Source organism: Gordonia metallireducens (assembly GCF_021245825.1).
GTDB lineage: Bacteria > Actinomycetota > Actinomycetes > Mycobacteriales > Mycobacteriaceae > Gordonia > Gordonia namibiensis.
The window spans coordinates 79,738-101,031 of sequence record NZ_JAJQJP010000015.1; the positions used below are offsets into that span (position 1 = coordinate 79,738).

The 21,294-nt window shown below is 67.0% G+C and carries 16 protein-coding genes; 8 read left to right on the plus strand and 8 right to left on the minus strand.

The window, feature by feature from the left end; genetic code table 11:
• Positions 1–92 precede the first annotated feature (92 nt).
• Together rpoB and LQD00_RS04290 are read left to right on the plus strand one after the other, a co-directional pair.
• Complete coding sequence (gene rpoB, locus LQD00_RS04285; RefSeq protein ID WP_232715817.1) at positions 93–3,599, plus strand: DNA-directed RNA polymerase subunit beta; 3,507 nt, start codon at positions 93–95, stop codon at positions 3,597–3,599.
• A gap of 38 nt (positions 3,600–3,637) precedes the next feature.
• Positions 3,638–7,594, plus strand: coding sequence for a DNA-directed RNA polymerase subunit beta' (locus LQD00_RS04290; RefSeq protein WP_232715818.1), 3,957 nt, complete (start codon positions 3,638–3,640; stop codon positions 7,592–7,594).
• A 66-nt stretch (positions 7,595–7,660) separates the two neighbouring features.
• Here the strand turns inward: LQD00_RS04290 and LQD00_RS04295 are convergent, their stop codons facing one another.
• Genes LQD00_RS04295 through LQD00_RS04305 form a run of 3 tightly spaced genes read right to left on the minus strand, consistent with a single transcriptional unit; the run spans position 7,661 to position 10,341 of the window.
• Positions 7,661–8,662: an alpha/beta hydrolase family protein gene (locus tag LQD00_RS04295; RefSeq protein WP_232715819.1), complete on the minus strand. Its 1,002-nt coding sequence runs from the start codon at positions 8,660–8,662 to the stop codon at positions 7,661–7,663.
• On the minus strand, positions 8,659–9,882 hold the full coding sequence (gene glsA, locus LQD00_RS04300; RefSeq protein WP_232715820.1) for a glutaminase A: 1,224 nt from the start codon (positions 9,880–9,882) through the stop codon (positions 8,659–8,661). The genes LQD00_RS04295 and glsA overlap by 4 nt, the downstream gene beginning before the upstream one ends.
• A 36-nt stretch (positions 9,883–9,918) precedes the next feature.
• Positions 9,919–10,341 carry a glyoxalase superfamily protein gene (locus tag LQD00_RS04305; protein WP_269784626.1) on the minus strand — a complete coding sequence of 141 codons (423 nt, stop codon included), beginning with the start codon at positions 10,339–10,341 and terminating at the stop codon, positions 9,919–9,921.
• 67 nt (positions 10,342–10,408) lie between these two features.
• Between LQD00_RS04305 and LQD00_RS22860 the strand changes: the two genes are divergently transcribed.
• Complete coding sequence (locus LQD00_RS22860; protein WP_406566952.1) at positions 10,409–11,287, plus strand: endonuclease domain-containing protein; 879 nt, start codon at positions 10,409–10,411, stop codon at positions 11,285–11,287.
• A gap of 88 nt (positions 11,288–11,375) precedes the next feature.
• Here the strand turns inward: LQD00_RS22860 and LQD00_RS04315 are convergent, their stop codons facing one another.
• From LQD00_RS04315 to LQD00_RS04330, 4 genes are all read right to left on the minus strand, one after another.
• On the minus strand, positions 11,376–12,314 hold the full coding sequence (locus LQD00_RS04315) for an AlbA family DNA-binding domain-containing protein (protein ID WP_232715823.1): 939 nt from the start codon (positions 12,312–12,314) through the stop codon (positions 11,376–11,378).
• Positions 12,315–12,382: 68 nt separating this feature from the next.
• Positions 12,383–12,706, minus strand: a complete 324-nt coding sequence (locus LQD00_RS04320) for a hypothetical protein (protein WP_232715824.1) — start codon at positions 12,704–12,706, stop codon at positions 12,383–12,385.
• A gap of 231 nt (positions 12,707–12,937) precedes the next feature.
• On the minus strand, positions 12,938–13,492 hold the full coding sequence (locus LQD00_RS04325; protein WP_232715825.1) for an RNA polymerase sigma factor: 555 nt from the start codon (positions 13,490–13,492) through the stop codon (positions 12,938–12,940).
• A gap of 2 nt (positions 13,493–13,494) precedes the next feature.
• Positions 13,495–13,857 (minus strand): hypothetical protein, encoded by a 363-nt coding sequence (locus LQD00_RS04330; RefSeq protein ID WP_232715826.1) that lies wholly within the window; start codon positions 13,855–13,857, stop codon positions 13,495–13,497.
• A gap of 198 nt (positions 13,858–14,055) precedes the next feature.
• Between LQD00_RS04330 and LQD00_RS04335 the strand changes: the two genes are divergently transcribed.
• The 5 genes from LQD00_RS04335 to LQD00_RS04355 all read left to right on the plus strand — a co-directional run bounded on the left by LQD00_RS04335 (position 14,056) and on the right by LQD00_RS04355 (position 20,670).
• Positions 14,056–15,450 (plus strand): GTPase, encoded by a 1,395-nt coding sequence (locus LQD00_RS04335; protein ID WP_232715827.1) that lies wholly within the window; start codon positions 14,056–14,058, stop codon positions 15,448–15,450.
• A gap of 50 nt (positions 15,451–15,500) precedes the next feature.
• Positions 15,501–17,264, plus strand: coding sequence for a dynamin family protein (locus LQD00_RS04340; RefSeq protein WP_232715851.1), 1,764 nt, complete (start codon positions 15,501–15,503; stop codon positions 17,262–17,264).
• Positions 17,265–17,319: 55 nt separating this feature from the next.
• On the plus strand, positions 17,320–19,104 hold the full coding sequence (locus LQD00_RS04345) for an Hsp70 family protein (protein WP_232715828.1): 1,785 nt from the start codon (positions 17,320–17,322) through the stop codon (positions 19,102–19,104).
• Between the two features lie 137 nt (positions 19,105–19,241).
• The gene (locus LQD00_RS04350) at positions 19,242–20,117 is read left to right on the plus strand and encodes a universal stress protein (RefSeq protein WP_232715829.1); all 876 of its coding nucleotides are present in this window, start codon (positions 19,242–19,244) and stop codon (positions 20,115–20,117) included.
• 10 nt (positions 20,118–20,127) lie between these two features.
• Positions 20,128–20,670: a flavodoxin domain-containing protein gene (locus LQD00_RS04355; protein WP_232715830.1), complete on the plus strand. Its 543-nt coding sequence runs from the start codon at positions 20,128–20,130 to the stop codon at positions 20,668–20,670.
• A 12-nt stretch (positions 20,671–20,682) separates the two neighbouring features.
• Here the strand turns inward: LQD00_RS04355 and LQD00_RS04360 are convergent, their stop codons facing one another.
• Positions 20,683–21,228 carry a hypothetical protein gene (locus LQD00_RS04360; RefSeq protein ID WP_232715831.1) on the minus strand — a complete coding sequence of 182 codons (546 nt, stop codon included), beginning with the start codon at positions 21,226–21,228 and terminating at the stop codon, positions 20,683–20,685.
• Between the last annotated feature and the right edge of the window lie 66 nt (positions 21,229–21,294).

Here is a 21,294-nt window from a genome sequence, read left to right on the forward strand (position 1 = left end):
TTAGTTGTGTGTGCTGCGGTGATCGCCGATCTCAGGGTGTCACCAGCGAACGGCCCATCAAGCCACCGCACATCTAGGTTGTGAATAACGTCGTGTTGGAAGGACGCATCTTGGCAGTCAACCGCCAGTCCACCTCAACAATCCCCGGCGCGCCGCATCGCGCGTCGTTTGCAAAGATCAGCGAGCCGCTGGAGGTTCCCGGCCTCCTCGACCTCCAACTCGATTCCTTCGAATGGCTCGTCGGGTCCCCGGAGTGGCGCGCCAAGGCGATCGCCCGCGGAGAAGAGAACCCGACGGGCGGGCTGGAGGACATCCTCCACGAGCTGTCCCCGATCGAGGACTTCTCCGGGTCGATGTCCCTGTCGTTCTCCGAGCCGCACTTCGACGAGGTCAAGGCCTCCGTCGAGGAGTGCAAGGACAAGGACATGACCTACGCGGCGCCGCTGTTCGTCACCGCTGAGTTCATCAACAACAACACCGGTGAGATCAAGTCGCAGACCGTCTTCATGGGCGACTTCCCGATCATGACCGACAAGGGCAGCTTCATCATCAACGGCACCGAGCGTGTCGTGGTGAGCCAGCTGGTCCGCAGCCCCGGCGTGTACTTCGACGCGTCGATCGACAAGGCCACCGAGAAGACCCTGCACACCGTCAAGGTGATCCCGGGTCGCGGTGCGTGGCTGGAGTTCGACGTCGACAAGCGCGACACCGTGGGTGTGCGTATCGACCGCAAGCGCCGTCAGCCGGTCACCGTGCTGCTCAAGGCCCTCGGTTTCACCACCGAGGAGATCACCGAGCGCTTCGGCTTCTCCGAGATCATGATGTCGACCCTGGAGAAGGACAACACCGCCAACCAGGACGAGGCGCTGCTCGAGGTCTACCGCAAGCTGCGTCCGGGTGAGCCGCCGACCAAGGAGTCCGCGGAGAACCTCCTGGAGAACCTGTTCTTCAAGGACAAGCGCTACGACCTCGCCCGCGTGGGCCGCTACAAGGTCAACAAGAAGCTGGGCCTGACGGACAACCCGATGTTCGGCGAGTCGACCCTGACCCGCGAGGACATCATCGCGACCGTCGAGTACCTGGTGCGTCTGCACGAGGCCGACCCGCACACGACCACCTACATGACCGTGCCCGGTGGTGTGGAGGTTCCCGTCGAGGTCGACGACATCGACCACTTCGGCAACCGTCGTCTGCGTACCGTCGGCGAGCTGATCCAGAACCAGATCCGCGTGGGCCTCTCGCGTATGGAGCGTGTCGTGCGTGAGCGCATGACCACCCAGGACGTCGAGGCGATCACCCCGCAGACCCTGATCAACATCCGTCCCGTCGTGGCGGCGATCAAGGAGTTCTTCGGAACCAGCCAGCTGTCGCAGTTCATGGACCAGAACAACCCGCTGTCGGGTCTGACCCACAAGCGTCGTCTGTCGGCGCTGGGCCCGGGCGGTCTGAGCCGTGAGCGTGCCGGCCTCGAGGTGCGCGACGTCCACCCGTCGCACTACGGCCGTATGTGCCCGATCGAGACCCCTGAGGGTCCGAACATCGGTCTGATCGGTTCGCTCTCGGTGTACGCACGGGTCAACCCGTTCGGCTTCATCGAGACCCCGTACCGCAAGGTCGTCGACGGTGTCGTCACCGACGAGATCCAGTACATGACCGCCGACGAGGAGGATCGCTTCCTCATCGGTCAGGCCAACACCAACTTCGACGGCAGCGGCCGTATCACCGACGAGCGTGTGCTGGTGCGCAAGAAGGGCTCCGAGGTGGAGTTCGTGGGCGCCACCGATGTCGAGTACCTCGACGTCTCGCCGCGCCAGATGGTGTCGGTCGCGACCGCGATGATCCCGTTCCTCGAGCACGACGACGCGAACCGCGCCCTGATGGGTGCGAACATGCAGCGTCAGGCCGTGCCGCTGGTGCGCAACGAGTCGCCGCTGGTCGGTACCGGCATGGAGCTCCGTGCCGCCGTCGACGCCGGTGACGTCATCGTGTCGTCCAAGACCGGTGTGGTGGAAGAGGTCTCGGCCGACTACATCACCGTCATGTCCGACGACGGCACCCGTGACACCTACCGGATGCGCAAGTTCGCGCGTTCGAACCACGGCACCTGCGCCAACCAGCGTCCGATCGTGGACGAGGGTCAGCGTGTGGAGGCCGGCCAGGTCCTCGCCGACGGCCCCTGCACCGAGAACGGTGAGATGGCGCTCGGCAAGAACCTGCTCGTGGCGATCATGCCGTGGGAGGGCCACAACTACGAGGACGCGATCATCCTGTCGCAGCGCCTCGTGGAAGAGGACGTCCTGACCTCGATCCACATCGAGGAGCACGAGATCGACGCCCGCGACACCAAGCTCGGTGCCGAGGAGATCACCCGGGACATCCCGAACGTCTCCGACGAGGTCCTCGCCGACCTCGACGAGCGCGGCATCGTGCGCATCGGTGCCGAGGTCCGCGACGGCGACATCCTGGTCGGCAAGGTCACCCCGAAGGGCGAGACCGAGCTGACCCCGGAAGAGCGTCTGCTGCGTGCCATCTTCGGTGAGAAGGCCCGTGAGGTCCGCGACACCTCGCTGAAGGTGCCCCACGGCGAGACCGGCAAGGTCATCGGCGTGCGCGTGTTCAGCCGCGACGACGACGACGATCTCGCGCCCGGCGTGAACGAGCTGGTCCGCGTCTACGTCGCCCAGAAGCGCAAGATCCAGGACGGCGACAAGCTCGCCGGTCGCCACGGCAACAAGGGCGTCATCGGCAAGATCCTCCCGCAGGAGGACATGCCGTTCCTGCCCGACGGCACCCCGGTCGACATCATCCTGAACACCCACGGTGTCCCGCGTCGTATGAACATCGGCCAGATCCTGGAGACCCACCTCGGGTGGATCGCCAAGGCCGGCTGGAACATCAACGTGGCCGAGGGCGTCCCGGAGTGGGCCTCGAACCTGCCCGAGGACATGTACTCGGCGGAGCCCGACACCAACACCGCCACCCCGGTGTTCGACGGTGCGCGCGAGGAGGAGCTGACCGGACTGCTGTCCTCGACGCTGCCCAACCGCGACGGTGAGGTCATGGTCAACGGCGACGGCAAGGCGACGCTGTTCGACGGTCGTTCCGGCGAGCCGTTCCCGTACCCGGTGGCGGTCGGCTACATGTACATCATCAAGCTGCACCACCTGGTCGACGACAAGATCCACGCTCGCTCGACCGGTCCGTACTCGATGATCACCCAGCAGCCGCTCGGTGGTAAGGCGCAGTTCGGTGGTCAGCGCTTCGGTGAGATGGAGTGCTGGGCGATGCAGGCGTACGGCGCCGCATACACCCTGCAGGAGCTGCTCACCATCAAGTCGGACGACGTGGTGGGCCGCGTGAAGGTCTACGAGGCGATCGTCAAGGGCGAGAACATCCCGGAACCGGGCATCCCCGAGTCGTTCAAGGTGCTTCTGAAGGAACTTCAGTCGCTCTGCCTGAACGTCGAGGTGCTCAGCTCCGACGGTGCCGCCATCGAGATGCACGACACCGACGACGAGGACCTGGAGCGCGCTGCTGCCAACCTCGGAATCAACCTGTCGCGCAACGAGTCGGCGACCGTCGACGACCTCGCCAACTGATCCTCACCACTGACAACAGAGCTCTGGAAAGGTAACAAGTGCTCGACGTCAACTTTTTCGACGAACTGAAGATCGGCCTGGCCACGGCCGACGACATCCACAACTGGTCATACGGTGAGGTCAAGAAGCCGGAGACGATCAACTACCGCACGCTCAAGCCCGAGAAGGACGGCCTGTTCTGCGAGAAGATCTTCGGACCGACCCGCGACTGGGAGTGCTACTGCGGTAAGTACAAGCGCGTCCGCTTCAAGGGCATCATCTGTGAGCGCTGCGGCGTCGAGGTGACCAAGGCCAAGGTGCGCCGTGAGCGCATGGGCCACATCGAGCTGGCCGCACCGGTCACGCACATCTGGTACTTCAAGGGTGTGCCGAGCCGGCTGGGCTACCTGCTCGACCTGGCGCCGAAGGATCTCGAGAAGATCATCTACTTCGCCGCCTACGTGATCACCGCCGTCGACGACGAACTGCGTCACAACGAGCTCTCGACCCTCGAGGCCGAGATGGAGGTCGAGAAGAAGGCCGTCGCCGATCAGCGCGACGCCGACCTGAACGAGCGTCAGCAGAAGCTCGAGCAGGATCTCGCCGAGCTCGAGGCCGAGGGCGCCAAGGCCGACGTGCGCCGCAAGGTGCGCGACGGTGCCGAGCGCGAGATGCGTCGTATGCGCGACTCCGCTCAGCGTGAGCTCGACGGTCTCGAGGAGATCTGGGACAAGTTCGTCAAGCTCTCCCCGGGCGACCTCATCATCGACGAGAAGCTGTACCGCCAGCTCGAAGAGCGCTACGGCGAGTACTTCCAGGGTTCGATGGGTGCCGAGGCGATCAAGAAGCTCCTCGAGAACTTCGACATCGATGCCGAGGCCGAGTCGCTCCGCGAGACCATCCGCAGCGGCAAGGGCCAGAAGAAGCTGCGTGCTCTCAAGCGCCTGAAGGTCGTCGCCGCGTTCCAGCAGTCGGGCAACTCGCCGCTGGGCATGGTCCTCGACGCCGTGCCGGTGATCCCGCCGGAGCTGCGTCCGATGGTTCAGCTCGACGGTGGCCGCTTCGCGACCTCCGACCTGAACGACCTGTACCGCCGCGTCATCAACCGCAACAACCGCCTCAAGCGTCTGATCGACCTCGGTGCTCCCGAGATCATCGTGAACAACGAGAAGCGGATGCTGCAGGAGTCGGTCGACGCCCTGTTCGACAACGGCCGTCGTGGTCGTCCGGTCACCGGACCGGGCAACCGCCCGCTGAAGTCCCTGAGCGATCTGCTCAAGGGCAAGCAGGGTCGTTTCCGTCAGAACCTGCTCGGTAAGCGCGTCGACTACTCGGGCCGTTCGGTCATCGTCGTCGGCCCGCAGCTGAAGCTGCACCAGTGTGGTCTGCCCAAGCTGATGGCTCTCGAGCTGTTCAAGCCGTTCGTGATGAAGCGTCTGGTCGACCTGAACCAGGCCCAGAACATCAAGTCGGCCAAGCGCATGGTCGAGCGTCAGCGCCCCGCGGTGTGGGACGTCCTCGAAGAGGTCATCTCCGAGCACCCGGTTCTGCTGAACCGTGCGCCCACGCTGCACCGCCTCGGTATCCAGGCCTTCGAGCCGCAGCTGGTGGAGGGAAAGGCCATCCAGCTGCACCCGCTGGTGTGTGAGGCGTTCAACGCCGACTTCGACGGTGACCAGATGGCCGTGCACCTGCCGCTGTCCGCGGAGGCGCAGGCCGAGGCGCGCATCCTGATGCTGTCGTCGAACAACATCCTGTCGCCGGCATCGGGCCGCCCGCTCGCCATGCCGCGTCTGGACATGGTGACCGGTCTGTACTTCCTGACCACCCTCAAGGAGGGTGCGGCAGGCGAGTACACCCCGGCGACCGCCGAAGACATCGAGCGCGGCGTCTACTCGAGCCCGTCGGAGGCCATCATGGCCGTCGACCGCGGTCAGCTCACCGTGCAGTCGCGCATCAAGGTGCGTCTGACCGGGCAGCGTCCGCCGGCCGAGGTCGAGGCCGAGCTGTTCCCCGAGGGATGGCGTTTCGGACAGCCGTGGACCACCGTCACCACGCTGGGCCGCGTGCTCTTCAACGAGCTGCTGCCGATCGAGTACCCGTTCGTCGACGAGCAGATGCCGAAGAAGCGTCAGGCCGCGATCATCAACGATCTCGCCGAGCGCTACCCGATGATCGTGGTCGCCCAGACCGTCGACAAGCTCAAGGACGTCGGCTTCTACTGGGCCACCCGTTCGGGCGTCACCGTGTCGATGGCCGACGTGCTCGTGCCGCCGCAGAAGGCGGAGATCCTCGACCGTTACGAGGAGCGTGCCGACGGCCTGGAGCGCAAGTTCCAGCGCGGTGCCCTCACGCCGGACGAGCGTCGCGACGCACTGGTGGAGATCTGGAAGCAGGCCACCGAAGAAGTCGGTAAGGCCATGGAGGAGTACTACCCCGAGGACAACCCGATCATCATGATCCCGAGGTCGGGTGCCACCGGTAACCTGACGCAGGTTCGTAACCTGTCGGGCATGAAGGGTCTGGTGACCAACCCGAAGGGTGAGTTCATCCCGCGCCCGATCAAGTCCTCGTTCCGCGAGGGCCTGACCGTCGCCGAGTACTTCATCAACACGCACGGTGCCCGTAAGGGTCTGGCGGACACGGCTCTCCGTACCGCCGACTCGGGTTACCTGACCCGTCGTCTGGTCGACGTGTCGCAGGACGTCATCGTTCGCGAGACCGACTGTGGCACCGAGCGCGGCATCAACGTGCAGCTGGGTGAGAAGCAGCCCGACGGCTCGATCATCCGCGACGCGCATGTCGAGACCTCGGCGTACGCACGCACCCTGGCCGCCGACGCGGTCGACGCCGACGGCAACGTCGTCGTCGAGCGCGGCCACGACCTCGGCGACCCGGCCATCGAGGCTCTCCTCGCTGCCGGCATCGCACAGGTCAAGGTTCGTTCGGTCCTCACCTGTGCCACCGGCACCGGTGTGTGTGCGCACTGCTACGGCCGTTCGATGGCCACCGGCAAGCTCGTCGACATCGGTGAGGCCGTGGGTATCATCGCGGCCCAGTCGATCGGTGAGCCCGGTACCCAGCTGACGATGCGTACGTTCCACCAGGGTGGCGTCGGTGACGACATCACCGGTGGTCTGCCGCGTGTCCAGGAGCTCTTCGAGGCCCGCGTCCCCAAGGGCGTCGCGCCGATCGCAGAGGTCTCCGGCCGGATTCGCCTCGAGGACGACGACCGCTTCTACAAGATCACGATCATCCCGGACGATGGTTCCGAAGAGGTCGTCATCGACAAGATCTCGAAGCGTCAGCGTCTGCGCGTGTTCAAGCACGAGGACGGCTCCGAGCGTCTCCTGGCCGACGGTGACCACGTCGAGGTCGGCCAGCAGCTCATGGAGGGCTCGGCCAACCCGCACGAGGTCCTGCGCGTCATGGGTCCCCGTCAGGTGCAGATCCACCTGGTCAACGAGGTCCAGGAGGTCTACCGCAGCCAGGGTGTGTCGATCCACGACAAGCACATCGAGACGATCGTTCGTCAGATGCTGCGTCGCGTGACGATCATCGATCACGGTGCAACCGAGTTCCTGCCCGGTTCGCTCGTCGAGCGTGCCGAGTTCGAGGCGGCCAACCGTCAGGTGGTCACCGAGGGTGGCGAGCCCGCAGCCGGACGTCCGGTGCTCATGGGTATCACCAAGGCCTCGCTCGCGACCGAGTCGTGGCTGTCGGCGGCGTCGTTCCAGGAGACCACGCGTGTCCTGACCGACGCGGCGATCAACAGCCGCAGCGACAAGCTGATCGGTCTGAAGGAGAACGTGATCATCGGTAAGCTGATCCCGGCCGGTACCGGTATCAACCGTTACCGCAACATCCAGGTTCAGCCGACCGAAGAGGCACGTGCCGCGGCCTACGCGGTGCCGTCGTACGACGACACCTACTACAGCCCGGACGGCACCTTCGGTGCTCCGGCCGGCGCTGCGGTGCCGCTGGACGACTACGGTTTCTCCAACGAATACCGGTAAGCCGTAAGACAGCTGAAAAGCCCTCGCACTCGTTGAGTGCGAGGGCTTTTCGCTGTCCGGAATATCTCAGCGCACGGGGAGGGTGGTCACGGTGGCCGTCGAGAGGAGGAGATCGTAGTAGCGTCCGCCGGGGTAGTAGGTGCGGGTCACGGTGCCGGCCACCATGTCCGACGACCATCCGGTGGCCAGGGTGTGGATGACCCGACCGTTTCGTGGACGCGGCACGGCGAGCTCGGACAGTTCGCCGATGAGGTCGGTGGACTCGCCTTCGGCGTCGATGTGGACACCGGTGACCAGTCGCGAGCCGAGAAAATCCTGCCTCGTCGTCCGCTGGAGGATGGACACGCCGGATTCGAACGTGTTGGACACCGACGGCTGCGACGCGATCACCCGGATTGGAAGCCGGTCGGCCCCGAGAGATGCTGCGGCGGAGGCGAAGTGCGCGCCGAAGAACGAGTTGACGGGATCGAACAACATGAGGCCGGCCAGACGCCGGTAGGCGGCCGGGTCGGAGCGACGGAGCGCGTCGGCCGCCACCACGACGAACTCGCCGCCGGCCGAATGCCCGGCGAAGACCATTCGGTACGGCATCGTCACGTCGGGCCGGTGTGCCGCTTTCTGTGCCCGGACGAGACTCGTCGCGAGTGGGCTGCCCTCGTCCCGGCCGGAACCGAACACCCCGCCGATGGTGCGGGCGAAGGCCGAGTTGTCGGCGATGTTGTACGCGACCGCACAGCCGGTGAGGTTGACCGAGTCCAGCGTCGGACTGACGACGAGGAAACCCGTGCTCGCATATGAGTGGGCCAGCGCATCGAGGTTGGCCGCGCTACGGGAGAAGCCGTGCTGGAGCCAGACGAGAGCGGTGGGCCGACCGGCGGGGAAGTACCAGCGGGCGTCGACCCGGACGGGTTTGCCCGCGCATTCGGTGGCAACGGGGGACGACGACACCTCCACGGACTGCTGGGTGGCCGGGGCGGCCCGTACGGCTGCCGGGGCCACTCCGAGGAGCACGATGACGGCGGCGAGCGCCGCGACCCACGACACTCGGAACCGCCTCGGGCTGCTCATTCTTCGTCGGTGCCCTCGTCGTCGGGGCCTTCGTCCATCAGGTCGTTCGGGTCCTCGATGGTGGTGTCGTAGTCGTCCTCGAGTCGTTTCGCGATCTCGCGTAGCAGCCCTCGCGCGGCGTCGTCCATGACGCGGACGTGGGTGAGGTCGATGACGACCTTGTCGGTGGAGAAACCCTCGCACGCACGGCTGGCGATGATCTCCGCACCCGCGAACCGGACGTCGCCCTGGAGTTCGACGATGGTGGCGCCGTCGTCCTCGTGGACCGACCGCAACGCCGGCATGCCCGACGGCGCGACGTGCATCATGTGCAGTTCCATGTCGCGCGAGAGCCTTTCGAAGACGGCGACGCCGCGCACGCTGTTGCCCTGCTCGTCGAGCTGCGGCGACCACACCGCGACCCCGACCTGACCGGGGAGAACCCCCAGGATCGCACCGCTCACACCGCTTTTCGCGGGTATCCCGACCTTGGCCATCCAGCTGCCGCTGCCGTCGTACATGCCGCAGGTGGCCATCACCGACAGCAGATGTCGGGCGATCCATCCTTCGAGGAGGCGTTCGTCGTCCTTCGTCGTGGAGAGTCCGCCGTTGGCGAGGACCGAGCCCAGGACCGCGAGGTCGCGGCAGCTGACCTTGATCGCGCACTGTGCGGCGTACCCGTCGACGACCTCGTCGGGTTCGTATTCGAGCTTGCCCGCGGACCGCAGCAGGTAGGCGAGTGCGGTGTTGTGGTCGTCGGAGGCCAGTTCGGCGGAGTGAACGTCGGTGTCGACGGACAGTTCTCGACCGGCGAGGGTGCTCACCAGGTCGACGATGCGGTCGACCCGTTCGGTGGCGCTGTCGCCGTCGACCATGCCGTGGACGGCGATGGCGCCGGCATTGATGAGTGCGTTGCGGGGGCGGCCGGTCTCGGCTTCGAGGGAGATCTCGTTGAAGGCGTCGCCGGACGGTTCGGTGTCCACGCGGTCGAGGACGCCGTCGAGTCCCCGGTCCCGGAGCGCGAGTGCGTAGGCGGGCAGCTTCGCGATGGACTGCATGGAGAACTCGTGGTCGGCGTCCCCGGCGGTGTAGACGGTGCCGTCGACGGTGGCCAGCGCGATGCCGAAGGACGACGGATCCGCCCGTTCGAGTTCACGATTGCCGGACATGACGTCCCCGGCGTCGTCGTCGCGGCAGTCCTGGAGAACCTGATGGAGATAGTCGTCGATGGGGGATCGCATATCCCACCGTATCCGCGACCGCCCGCGGCGCGGCAGTCAGTTGTCGCGATACGGCATGTATTGCACGGCCCACTGGTTGCCGTCAGGGTCGGCGAAGTACACGAAATGCCCCCACGGTTGCACGTCGACCTCGCCGGGATCGACACCGGCGGCGAGCAATTGGTCGCGCGCGGCGTTGATGTCGGTGACGACCACCTGCATCCCCTTCACCGAACCGGGCTCGGCGTCGGTGAGGCCCTTGCCGATCGCGATCGAGCAGGCGGAACCGGGCGGCGTCATCTGGACGAAGCGAACGTCCTCGGAGACCGTGTGGTCGTGGTCGACGTTGAAGCCGATCTTCGCGTAGAAGTCGCGGGCGCGGTCGACGTCGCTGACCGGCAGGATGACGAGTTCGAGTGTCCAGTTCACGGTTCCTCCTGATGTCGTGGTCTTGTGTTCTGGAACCACGATCCCAGGCATTGCGGACGATTTCGGTCCTCTTTCTGGAAACGCGCAACCGAAATAGGAATCGGTGCGTCCAAGACATATGTCAGATTGCGGTGTCTACCCCCTCAGCGAACTACTGGCAAAGGGCTGGTCCCCGGTGGACGTGACCGAAGCCCGCCGGGCGGGTCGGCTGAACCCGGTAGCGCACGGCTGGGTGAGCGCAGAGGGCGCCGACGAACGAGTGGTCTCGGCAGTGGCGGCCGGTGGGGCGTTGTCGTGCGTTTCCGCGCTCCGGTTTCACAAAGCCCACGGCTCCGAAGGGATCTGGGTGCCTCCGGGATACCAGGAGACCCACGTTCGCCGGCCCAAACACCGTAAGTCCGCCGCCCGACCGACCGGCCCTTTTCGGTGGTGCCAGGGCTATGGTCGACCTCTTCCGGTGGTGTCCGCTGTCGATCCGATCCCGATCGCGCTGGGTTGCGCGGCGCGTTGTCTGAAACCGGAGGACTGGGTCGCGACCGTCGACTCCATCCTGAGCACGACCCCGCTGACCATCCCCGACATACAGGCAGACATGGGCAGGGTGACGAAGGCGGTGGCGGAACTGTTCGGGCGCTGCGATGCGCGATCTCAGTCCGGCACGGAATCGATCGCGCGCGTTCGACTGGTCGCCACCGGCTTCAAAGTGGAGGTTCAGCCCTCCATCGGAGGACACGAACGGGCGGATCTGCGCGTGGGCTCGCTGCTGATCGAGTGCGATGGCCAGCAGTACCACTCGAGCGCAGAAGCGTTTCGGAACGATCGTCGACGAGACCGGATGACTCTGATCGACCGCTGGATGACGATGCGTGTCACCTATGACGACGTTCTCTATGACTGGGAAAGCGTTCTCGAGGACATCAGAGCCGTCACTCGACCCGACCGCCATCGCATCAGACGCCAGGACGACCCGAGGCGTCGTGAGATCTCGTCCCCCTGAGCGGGGTCGGAGGGCAATATGCCCTCGAGTAGGGCTCAGGGGGACGGATTTTCGGCCGGCGAGTGGTGCGTTGCCCGTGGGCGGGTGGTCAGACCGCCGAGAACCGCACGGCCGCTTGTACCTGAGCGGCGACCGCGCGTCCGACGCCGAGCGGCCAGCGGTACATGACGTATTCGGCGGCCTGGTCGACGCTCAGCTGCCGACTGGAGTTGCCTGCGCGGACCCAGAACTCGGGTACGGCGTTGTTCTTCGTGCCGCGGAGGTACACCGGGCGCGGCGACGGGGTGCACTCCACCCGGCACACCAGAACCTCGGCCGGGCCCTCGGAGTCGGCGTCCTCGGCGGGGCGCGGAACCTTCTCGAAGGAGATGCCCACCTCGGCGGCGGTGCTCTGTCCGAGCATCGTGGTGAGGAGGTCCCGCAGCCACAGTTCGAACCGGTCGGCGTCGGGCTGGCGGAGCAGCGTGAAATCGGCGTCGAGACCCAGGGGAGTGCCGTCGTCGTCGACACCGATCAGCAGGTTCCCGCCGTCGGAGTTGAGGAAGGCTGCCACCGTCTTCACGATCACCGCCTCGAGTGCGGGGTCGCGCTGCTTGGTGCGCAGGTTCATGCGGGCGGTCGACTTGAATTCGACCCGTTCGGATTCCCCGGACTCCAGGAGTTCGGCGACCGAGATGTCGGTCGGGCTCTGCAACCGAGCTGCGATCACCGCGTAGGCGCCGACCGCGACGATCGAACTCACCAGACCGAGCAGGATGGTCACCGGGCTCCAGATGTCCATGCGGTGGTCGACGGCGCCGGCGATGTACAGGCCGACGGCGGTGCCGATGATCGAGAGCACCATGCAGGTGGTCGTGTTCAGTCGTGCCCGCCGGCGCAGTAGCCACTTCGCGACGGAACCGAAGAGCCAGGCCACGATCAGGACGAGCACCAGCGCCGTCGCGGTGGCCCACACCGGTATGGCGAACTCCAGGGATCCGATGTTTCCGCGGTCGGGGTCGGCCAGTTTGCTCAGGTCGGTTCGCACTCGGACAGTCTAGAAACGACGAAACCCCGGCCGCGATGCGCGACCGGGATTTCTCGGGGAGTGGACTGTCAGACGGCGTCGCCGCCGTCGATGCTGCCGAAGTCGCCAACCTCGACATTGCCCTCGTCGTCGACGGCGGTGTCGAAGGTGCCGTCGCCATCGGTGTCGGCGACCGCGAGGTCGGTGTAACCGTCCCCATCGGTGTCGGCCTCGATGACATCGATCTCGCCGTCGGAGTTCGTGTCGTAGGCGATGGAATCGGCCTGGCCGTCGCCGTCGGTGTCGAGGACGGCATCGGTGACGCCATCGCCGTCCACGTCGGTCAGGGCGGCGTCGATGGTGCCGTCACCGTCGGTGTCGACGAGTACTGCGTCTGCGGGGATCTTGCTCATGGTGTTTCCTTCCAGGGAATCCTGTGGGTGGTGCTTGTCGTGCTCTGGTTACTTGGAGAGGAACCGGGCGGTGTTTTGTTCCCTGGGGCGGATTCGGTCATCCGATGAGATGATCTGGGCCGCCGATGAGCACGAGGATGAGCGTAACCGCGGACCGAGTGGCCTCCCATAATTCAACCGGCTGAAACATGAATCGGCAGAACAGAATTCGTTAACAGAAAGCAACGACTGCTAACGCAGATCGGCGAGCAACTCCGAGAGGATGGACCGTGCGCGCGAGATTCGGCTGCGAACGGTCTGCAGGCCGATGCCCTGTGCTTCGGCGATCTCGGAGTAGCTCAGCTCGCCGTAGACCCGCAACACGAAAGTTGCTCGATACGCGTCCGGGACCTGCGACAACGCCTCCTGGATGCGGTCGGAGATGACGACCTGCTGTGCGACGTCGAGGGAACTGATCGGGTCGTGGTCGTCGATGTCGTCGGCGTCGGATCGTTTGCGGATGCGCGCGAGCGCCGCATTCGACCCGATCCGGTACAGCCAGGTCGACAGTTGCGCGTCGCCCCGGAAGGTGCCGATCGCGCGCCACGCGGCGACCAATGCGTCCTGAAGAGCGTCCTCGGCGTCGTGCTGGTTGCCGGTGATGCGTAAACAGATGGCCCACAGCCGATCCCGATGCTGTTCGACGAGCATGGCGAAGGCCTGCTGGTCGCCGGAGCGCGCACGTTCGAGAAGGACTGCGCCCGATTCGGATTCGTCGGTCAACGAATACACCTCCGAAGTGTCCATCCTCAGAAGTCGTCGCCGAGGTTCGAGTCGTCGAAAGTCATGTCACCGAATGACTCGTCGCTGACGTCGTCGTCGCTGCCGAAAACATCTGGGGTGTCGAAGGTGTCGTCCAGACCCCGGCCGAGATCGTCATCGAACCCGACGAGTCCGAACCCGTCGGCAGATTCCTCATCGAGAGGATCCGGGCCGGGTGCGACGGTCAGGTCCTCGGTCAGTTCATGGGACGGGTCGAAGGCGGTCTCGACCGCGGAATCCCAGGTCGCAGCCGGTACGGCCAGCTCGCTCGGCGGGTCGCTCTCGCGCAGCCAGGACTCGAAGTCGTCCCCGTCGAGGGGGTCGTCCCAGCTGGTGTCGTTGTCGGTCATCGTGTTCGGCTCCTGCTCGAATCTGTGACGGGTGCGGCGCCGGCCCGGATACCGTCATCCGGCCGACTGTCAGGGCGTCGACGGTCGTGGACAATTCTCGTCACGTGACTAGGAGTGTCGACGACGCGGAAATGTTCCCGGCGCCGACGATACGACGCAACGTCACGAGGCGATGTCCGTGAACTGGAGGACCGATCAGTGGAGCAACACAGGACCGTGCGGGGTCGCGTGGAGCAGTTGCTCGACGAGGTAACCCCGCTCGCGCCCGATCCCACGCTGATCGGTTCCCTGCGTGCGCAACTGGCGAATCCGCTCACCGTCGCGCTCGTCGGACGTGTCAGCGCCGGCAAGTCGACGCTGTTGAACGCACTCGTCGGCGACCGTGTCGCACCCACCGACCGTGCCGAGTGCACCAAGGTCGCCGCCCTCTACACCGAGGGCAACCCGCAGCGCGTCGAGGTCGTCGGCCTCGACGGCACCGTCACCGAGATCCCCGGAACCATGCGCGGCGACCTGGGGCGCACACCGGAGGACATCGACCACGCCGTCGTGTACACCCCGTCCCGCCTGCTCCGCGAGCGGTTCCGCGTCATCGACACCCCCGGGCTGTCGGGCTTCACCGACACCGCCGAGATCGCCACCCGCCGTGTCTTCTCCGGCGAGGGCCGCCTCCCGCGACCCGACGTCATCCTGTTCCTCCTCGACGACGCCGCGGGCCCCAAGGCCGACGAGGTGCAATTCCTCTCCGACGCCGGGGCGTCGGCGCAGAACACGATCCTGGTCATCTCCCATGCCGACCTCATCGCCGCCGACAACCCGATGCTCAGGGCGCAGGAGATCGCCCGACGCGTCTGGCGGCGGTTCCCGGCGATCGCGGGTGCCGTGGTCGCGGTGTCGGGACTGATGGCCGAGGCCGGGGTCTGCGGGGTCACCGAACGCGAGACTGCGCAGATCTCCCGACGCGGACTCCTCGAATCCTGGGAGCTGCTGTCCATCCTCGACGGCGCCGCGCCGCCACCTCCGGGACTCGACGTCGACCTGCTTGGCCGACTCGAAGAGTTGGTCGGTACCTACGCGATGGACGCCGGGGCCGACGCCGCTCGCCAGGGTGCGCGTGCGTATTGCGAATGGCTGCACCGGGTCTCGGGGATCGACGAACTGCGCCTCGCGATCGGCCGTCGCTTCCTCGCGGTCGGTGACATCCTCAAGGCCCGCACGGTCCTGGCCGAACTCCGTGAAGCCGCCTATCGCAGTGCACGACGCGACGTTTTCCTGGAGGCGATCGAGGAGGCCGAGACCGCTCCGGAGTTGCACCGGCTGCGCGAGGTCGCCGCCCTGGAGGCGCTCGCCCGCTGGCAACCCGACAGCGACCTCATCGGCGAGCTGAACCTCGTCGTCGCGAGTCGCGATGTGCGCCTGCTGTTGTCGCTGCCGCCCGGCGCCGCGCCACCGCAGATCGCCGACGCTGCCAAGAAACGCGCCACCGACTGCCACACGCGACGCGCCTTCGCCGCGACATCGGCCGAGAAGGAGGCGTTGCTGGTGCTCGAACAGACCTATCAGCTGGTGCGCCGAGGGCGGTGGACCGCGTGAACAAATCGGTTGCCCCCACCCCCGACGCCACGCTGCGGGCCGCCGTGGACATGCTGCGCAAACACGGCGAGGACGCCATCGCCGACCGCGCTCTCCGCGTGCGGGATCGGCCCGCACCGCAGGGCACCGTTGTGGTGATCGGCGAGGTCAGCCGCGGCAAGAGCTCCCTGGTCAACACCCTCGTCGGCGTGAGCGGACTGGCACCGGTCGACACCGAGATCGCCACCTCGGTCTACGTCCGGTTCACCCTCGCGACCGAGGATCTGCCCGTCGGCTCGGCACTCATCGAGTTCCCCGGTGCCACCCACCGCATCCCGGTCGCCGACCTCGCCGACTGGATCACCGTCGGTGGGCACCATGCCGCGGGTGTCCCCGCCGAACGCCTCGCACCCGGAACTGCGGTCGATTCCGTTCTCGTGCCCCCGGTCTCGGCGCGCGTCGCCGTCGATTCGCCACTGCTCCCGGGCGTCACCATCGTCGACACTCCGGGCGTCGGATCGCTGGTCCCCGAACACGTCGAAGCCGCGGTCAGCGCGGCCCGCGGCGCGTCGGTGCTCGTCATGGTGTGTGATGCGACGGCCCCGCTGTCGGCCCCCGAACTCGCGTTCCTGAGCAGCGTCAGCGAGGAGGTCGCCTCGGTGGTCCTGGTGGTCACCAAGACCGATCTGGTGATGCGGCAGTGGCGCACCATCGTCGCCGAGAACCGGAAACTGATCGGCGCCAACGCCCCTCGCTTCGCACATATCCCGATCATCGGCGTCTCCAACCGCATCGCCGAACAGGCCGCCGCCATCACCGACCCCGAGCGCCGCGACCGCGCCCTCGCCGCGTCGGGCATCCCCGAACTCGTCGGCGCACTCACCCCGCTCGTCGCCGACGGCGCGGCGTCGCCGGAACGCAATGCGCTGCAACTGGCCTTCGCCGGCCTCGACGATGTCCGCAAACGCCTCGTCCTGGAGATGAAGGCCGCCACCGCGACCCCCGCCGTACGCGCCGACATCGAGGCCGAACGAGATCGCCTGCAGCGCCTCAAGGATCGACGACGCGAGTGGCGCGCCCGGCTCAACCAGGACATCACCGCCGCGTCGTTGCAGACCGAGGACCTGATCCGCGACCGCTTCGACAAACTCCTCGGCCAATGGTCGACGCGCATCGACAAGCTCCGCTTCTACGAACCCCACCGCGCCGGACAGGAACTGATCGGACAGATGACCGTCGACCTCGAGGCCGCAGCCCGCGAGGTCAGCGCATTCTTCGTCGCCGGGATCGAGCGGATCGCCGACAATCTCTTCGCCGACGCCACTCTCTCCGGCGAGCTCGTCGACCGGATCTCCGGCAACGTGAACGACCTCAAACTGCGTGAGCAGGAGAAGATCTCGCCGTGGAAGAACATGGTCGACCCGGTGCTGCTGTCGATCGTCGCCGCCGGTGGACCGCTGGCCATCATCCCGGTGGTCAACGTGGTGGCCGTGCCGGTGTGGGCGGGTGTGGTGGTCGGTTTCCGGGCGTCGAAGGTCGGCAAGGAGAACCACCGAAAGTGGCTGACCAAGGCGGTCAACGACATGAAGGCCGACGTGCGGTCGCAGCTGCAGTCGATCAAGTCCGATGCGAGCGCCGACCTGCAGATCGCCTACGACGAACTGCTCGAACGACTCCTCGCCGAGTCGACGAAGATCATCAACGACGCCGCGGTCGAGGCCAAGAAGTCGGCTGCCGACCGGGAGAAGACCGCCGCCGATCTGCGCACCCAGATCGTGGCGGTCGACAACGTCCGCAAAGCGATCGCCCGAGTCCTTCGGGCGCCCACCGGATGAACACCGGTCGATTGTGTATCCATGTGCCCCAGGGCAGATGGTGGGAGGTGGTCAGGTGACACAGGAGAGCCGCCGTCGACTCTGCATCGACTTCGGTACCAGCAACACGGCGGCCGCATACCGCGTCGGACTGGCCGAACCGGTCATCGTGCCCCTGGGGGCCGGCGGTCCCGCAATGCCGTCCGCGGTGTTCGCCGACGACGGCGGGATCGTCGTCGGGCACGACGCCGTCCATCGCCGCGTGCAGGCACCCGACGCCTACGAGGACTCCCCGAAGTCGCGGATCGACGAGGGAGAGATCGAACTCGGCGACCGGTTCTGGCCGATCGAGGACCTCATCGGCGCGGTCCTGCGGCACGTGCACCGGACCGCCCTGCGCCACAGCGGTCTTCCCGAATTCGACTCGATCATCCTGACCCACCCCGACAAATGGAGCGAACGCCGCAAAGGTGTGCTCCGACGCGCCGCCGAGCGCGCGGGCATCTCCGCCGACCGGCTGCGCATCGCCTCGGAATCCCTGGCCGCCGCTTGGTATTACGTCTACCGCGGCCATGACGTCACGGGAAACGAGCGGATGTGCGTCTTCGACTTCGGTGCCGGCACCTGCGACGTCGCCGTCCTCATCCGCGCCGGGGCCGACGGCTTCACCGTCACCGGTTCCGGCGGCGACAACAACCTCGGCGGCCGCGACCTCGATGCCCGCATGACGCGGTGGGTGCTCGAGGAAGCCGCCGAGATCGACCCCGAACTCCCGGCCCGCCTCCGCGCCCCGGCCGCCGTCATCACCCTCGCCGACCATGTCCGATCCGCCAAAGAAGCCCTCTCCGACACCGCGCAGGCCGTCACCGAACTGCCCGGCACCCGGCACACGCTGCTGTTGACCCGCCGCGAGTTCGAGTCGATGATCGCGCCGTTCGTGGACCGCGCCGTCGAACTGACCCGCGACGCCATCGCCCGCGCCGACGCCGCCGGTACCGGACCGAAGGGGCCCGTCATCGTCTACGTGACCGGCGGGACCAGCAGCATCCCGATGCTGCAGTCGGCCCTGTCGTCGGTGGGGCGTGTCGCCCGGATCGGTGACCCCAAGGTCGTCGTCGCCCAGGGCGGCCTGCTGCGATCGACCAACGTCGACGTCCACGACGCCGCGGGTGCCCAGCAGTACGCGGCCCGTCCCGCCGATCCGCCGACGCCGGCGACAGTCGATGCCTCCGCCCGCCGGATCGCGTTCCCGACCGTCCCGTCGGGCGCCGTCATCTCCAGTGTCCTGGCCCGAAGCGGTCAGGTCGTGCGCGCGGGGGAGCCGCTTGCCACGCTCGACTCGCCGTCGGGCCGGTTGACGCTCGATGCCCCGGTGGCGGGCACCCTGCACGGACTCGACCTGCGTCCCGGCGTCGTCGCACAGCCGGGCGTCGTCTTCGGCGCCGTCGGTCCGGCCGACCTCCGGCCCGAACAGTGGTCGCAGCTCCACCGTGCCCCGGCCGGCATCACCGCGGCTCAACCGGTGGCACCGTCCCAATCGGCGTACGCGCCACCGCAGGCGATGTACGCCCAACCCCAGCCGGCGTATCCGCCCGGTTATCAGCCGGTGAGTCCCGCCGGGGCGCAACCGGTTCCGGCGTCGTCGTCGGGTATCAACACCTACGGCCTGGCCGGACTGATCCTCGGCATCCTCGGATTCCCGATCTGCCTCGGCACGATCGTCGGCATGGCAGTCACCGTGATCGGTCTCAACCGGGCGGAGGGGCCCCGCGGTCCCCTGCTGATGACGGCACTCGGCGTGAACATCCTCGGCACCATCGCGTGGATCGCACTTCTCATCTGGAGCTTCGCCTCCGGCTGACGGCGCCCCGGACCCTCACGGCGGCGGGACCTTCGGATCGGCCGCGATGACCTTCGACTCACGTTCGACGCGGGCTCCGCGACGACGATGGGAGGTGCCGGAGGTGTTGGCGTCGTCGCCGTACGAAGGAGTTCACCATGACCGATTCGACCGCACCGATCGTCGTCGGAGTCGACGGCTCCGACTGTGCACTGATGGCCGTCCGCTGGGCTGCGGCGGCCGCCTCCCGCGAGAAGCGTCCGCTGCGTGTGCTGTCCGCGGTCGGCATCATCCCGGGGGCGTACGCGCCGACCGCGATGATGACGTCGGATGTCGTCATCGAGGCGATGCAGTCCGACGCCCGGCGCGCGGTGGAGTCCGGGACGGCGGTGGCGAAGGAGACTGCCCCCGACGTGCCGGTCGACGGCAAGGTGGTCGGCGGTTCACCGTTGCTCGCGCTCCGACACGCATCCGGCCAGGCGCACCTCTTGGTCGTGGGCCGTCGCGGCGTCGGTGGCGTCCGTGGGCTGCTGCTCGGTTCCGTGAGCAACGACGCGGCAATCCATGCCGAATGCCCGGTCGTCGTCGTGGGCGGCCCACCACCCACCGCCGGGCCGGTGGTCGTCGGCGTCGACGGTTCGCCGACCTCCACCGCCGCCATCGGCCACGCCTTCCGGCAGGCCGACCTGCTGCAGACATCTCTGCTCGCGGTGCACACGTTCGGCGGATTCTCCGGCACCGCGTTCTACGGCGACCAGCACCAGATCATCCGCCAGCTCCGGGATGAGGGGGAGGAGTTGCTGGGCGAACAACTCGCCGGCTATCCGGAGGATTACCCGGACGTCAAGATCGAACGACGTGTCGAGATCGGTTCGCCCGCAGATGCTCTCGTCGACGCCGCGGAGACCGCCCAGCTGGTCGTCGTGGGCACGCGTGGCCGCGGCGGAATCCGCGGTCTCCTGCTGGGATCGACCAGCCGGGCGGTCCTGCAGGTCGCGCAGTGCCCGGTGATGGTCACCCACACCGCCCCCTGACGCGGAGACCGTGGTGACGGCGAAGCGCACCGTGGTCGCCTACGCGAGTGCGCACGGATCGACGGAGGAGATCGCGGACCGGATCGCCGACGGCCTGCGTGCCGGTGGCGTGACGGTTCAATTGTGCGACCTCACCGCCGACGGTCCGCAGGACCACACCGCCCTCGGCGCCGACCATCTCGTCATCGGCAGCGCGATCCACAACGCGCAGTGGCTGCCCGCCGCCGAGCGGTTCGCCGAGATGGTGGCGAACGAACGCGACGGCCCCGTGTGGGCGTTCTCGGTCTCCTCCGTCGGAGCGACCTCCACCTTCCTGTCGCCCCGGGTGGCCGGCTTCCTCCGATCGCATACGCCGCTGCCGCGCGCCGTCGCGGAGATCGAGGAGAAGGGACTCCTGCGTTCCCATCGGGCCTTCGCCGGTGCCATCGGCAAGGGGTACTGGCGGGGATTCGGACGAATCCTGTTCCGCCTCATGGGCGGTCGCTACGGTGATGCGCGCGACTGGGACGACATCGATCGGTGGACCCGACAGGTCGTCGACGACGACCGGTGAGGCAGGGTCGGATCAGACGGGTCGCCACCACGACCCGTCTGGTCCGCCGTGCGCTCCGTCCAACAGCGATTCCCGCGTGCTGTCGCCGACGACGTGGAACCGGATGGAGTCCCGTCGACTCACGACCATGAGCGGCCACCAGAGAGCCCGCACGTAGTCGACCGCGCTGTCGTAACCGTCCCACTCGTAGACGCCCCGGTACACGTGATCGGCGTCGGCCGTCATCCACAGCTTCGACACGAATCCGTCGAAACCGGCGAACAAGACGGTGTTGCAGACACTTTCGAGCCGGAACAATCGATGCACGAACCGGTTGCCACCCACCCAGCGCAACCGGAACGCGACGACGAGCGTGACCGGTTCGGTGACCGGGCCGTTGCTGCGGACGGTCTCCCGGTAGGCGGTGGCCCGTGTTCCGTCGGCGAAGGCGATGACCCGACCGAGGTTCGTCGACGGCTGATGCAGTCGCCGATGCCATAGCGATCGCGCGACGTCCACCAGACACCGTCCGAAGGCGGCGAGCGCCTGCGGCCACGGGAGCGGTTGTGGGGTGGACATCTTCTGCACCGTTTTCTCGTCGACGTCTCCGCGGGGACCCGACACAGTCATTCGACGCCACGAACG